This window comes from Streptomyces sp. NPDC111656 (genome assembly GCF_055656965.1).
Window position 1 is genome coordinate 1 of sequence record NZ_JBVKCA010000074.1, and the last position, 2,265, is coordinate 2,265.

The 2,265-nt window shown below is 69.3% G+C and carries 2 protein-coding genes; both read right to left on the minus strand.

The annotated features are described in order from the left end of the window. Positions 1 to 73: 73 nt before the first annotated feature. Positions 74 to 895 carry an IS21-like element helper ATPase IstB gene (istB, locus tag ACZ7M3_RS52765; RefSeq protein ID WP_472073971.1) on the minus strand — a complete coding sequence of 274 codons (822 nt, stop codon included), beginning with the start codon at positions 893 to 895 and terminating at the stop codon, positions 74 to 76. Beyond that, positions 895 to 2,160, minus strand: a complete 1,266-nt coding sequence (istA, locus tag ACZ7M3_RS52770; RefSeq protein ID WP_472073973.1) for an IS21 family transposase — start codon at positions 2,158 to 2,160, stop codon at positions 895 to 897. Before istA ends, istB begins: the two co-directional genes overlap by 1 nt. Positions 2,161 to 2,265: the final 105 nt, after the last annotated feature.

The window sequence follows — 2,265 nt, forward strand, 5'->3', positions numbered from 1 at the left end:
TGTCGGCGGCGGGTGAACCTGGACCCAGTCTGGACAGGTGAAATCTGACCCGGGTGTCTTCGGTTCGGTCGTTTCAGTCGTTGTCGGTGGTGGGGACGCGTCCGAGTTCGCGTCCTCGCATGCGGAATGAGTCGCCTTTGAGGGAGTGGACCTCGGCGTGGTGGACGAGGCGGTCGATCATGGCGGCGGCGACGGTCTCGTCGCCGAAGACCTCTCCCCAGCGTCCGAAGGGTTTGTTGCTGGTGACGATCACGGACGCGCGTTCGTATCGGTTCGAGATGAGCTGGAAGAACAGGTTCGCGGCCTCGGCTTCGAAGGGGATGTAGCCGACCTCGTCGACCACGATCAGCGGGTAACGGGACAGCTTGGTGAGCTCGCTCTGGAGGCGTCCGGCGTGGTGGGCGGCGGCCAGGCGGTCGACCCACTCGGCGGCGGTGGCGAAGGCGACGCGGTGTCCGGCCTGGCAGGCGCGGACCGCGAGCCCGATCGCCAGGTGTGTTTTCCCGGTGCCCGGCGGTCCTAGGAAGACGGTGTTCTCCTTGCCGGCGATGAAGTCCAACGTGCCCAGATGCGCGAGCTGTTGTCGCGTCATGCCGCGCAGATGGGTGACGTCGAGTTCCTCGATCGTCTTGATCGCGGGGAAGCGGGCGGCTCGGACGCGGGCCTCGCCGCCGTGTGATTCGCGGGCGGAGACCTCGCGTTGGAGGCAGGCGACCAGGTATTCGGCGTGGGTCCAGGACTCCTTGCGGGCGCGTTCGGCGAGCCGGTCGGCGGCGTCCAGCAGGGCCGGCGCCTTCATCGCGCGGGCGAGGAAGGCGAGGTCGGCGGCGGTCTGGGAGCCGGTCCTGCGGCCCGCTCCGGTGCTTTCGGCCGGGGCAGTGGTGGTGCGGGGCATCAGCCGGCCTCCCTCTCGCCGCCGCCTTCGATGACGGTGAACAGCCGGTCGTAGGAGCCGAGTTCGCGTTGCTCGACCTCGACGAGCGGGCCGGCCTCGGCCTGGGACCGGCGAGTGTCCTTGGCCTGGGCGGCCTGCTGATGGCGGGCCTGCCCGCGCATCGTCTGGGCCGCGGCGGCGTGGTCGGGATCGGTGAGGGTCTGGTGGCGGGCCCAGCAGCGGGGGTGGCGGGCGACGATCACGCCGCCGGTGGCGAGGGCGATGACTTCGTCGTTGTCGGTGAGGACGGTGACCGTGTGTCCGATGGCCTGGGGGTGCACGGAGTAGTCGTTGGTGTCGACGCGGATGTAGTGGTCGCGGCCGATCCGGGTCTGCATCCGCCACCAAGCGGGCGGGTCGACGGGCGGCAGGGCGAGCATCCCGGCCCGGTCGGCGTCCCAGCGTTCGGCGGGACGAGCCTGCAGGGTGCGGTGCAGGCGCCGGTTCGCGACGGCCAGCCAGGCCGTGAGCTGGGTGTTGAAGTCGCCGGGGCCGCTGAACGTGCGACCGGGCAGAAACGAGGTCTCCAGATAGCCGTTCGCCCGCTCGACCAGCCCTTTCGCTTCCGGGTCGCGAGGCCGGCAGAGATAGATTTTCGTGGCAAGCAGGCCCGCGAACGCGGCGAACTCTGCGGTGAGCTTGCCGCGGCCGACCCCGGCCTCGTTGTCCCAGACCAGCGTTTTGGGCACGGCGCCCCACCCGTTCAGCAGCCGCCAGTGGCCGTCGATCAGGTCGCCGGTCGTCCGGGAGGGCAGCATCCGCGCGGTGATCACCCGTGAGTAGCCGGACACCATCACCAGCACCGGCGGACGTCCCGTCTGCCCGTAGCCGAGCGGGATGTCCGCCTCGGGAAACCACAGGTCGCACTGGGCCAGCTCGCCCGGCTGATAGCTCGTGCGTGAGACCGGATCGACCGGAACGTAGGCGGGACGCAGTTCTCGCACTCGTTCCTTGAGGACCGTCAGCCCGCGTTCCCACCCAATCCGCTCCGCGATCACCGTGGCGGGCATTGTCGGGGTCTCCCGCAGCAGCTCACGGATCTGCACCTCGACCGCGTCGACCGCCGAGCCCCTGGCCGGCCGCTCGTACTTCGGCGGCCGGTCACTGGCCAATGCCCGCTTCACTGTGTTCTTCGAGATGCCCAGATGCCGAGCGATCGCCCGGATCGGCATCTGCTCGGCCCGGTGCAGCCTGCGGATCTCTGCCCAGTCCTCCACGCGGATCACCCTTCCCTCCTGACCTTCCGATCAAGATCAGGTTCAGACGAAGATCACCGAGAGGGTCACTTTTGATCCGCCGTCAGAGGGTCAGAATTCAGGCGTCGCCGAGAC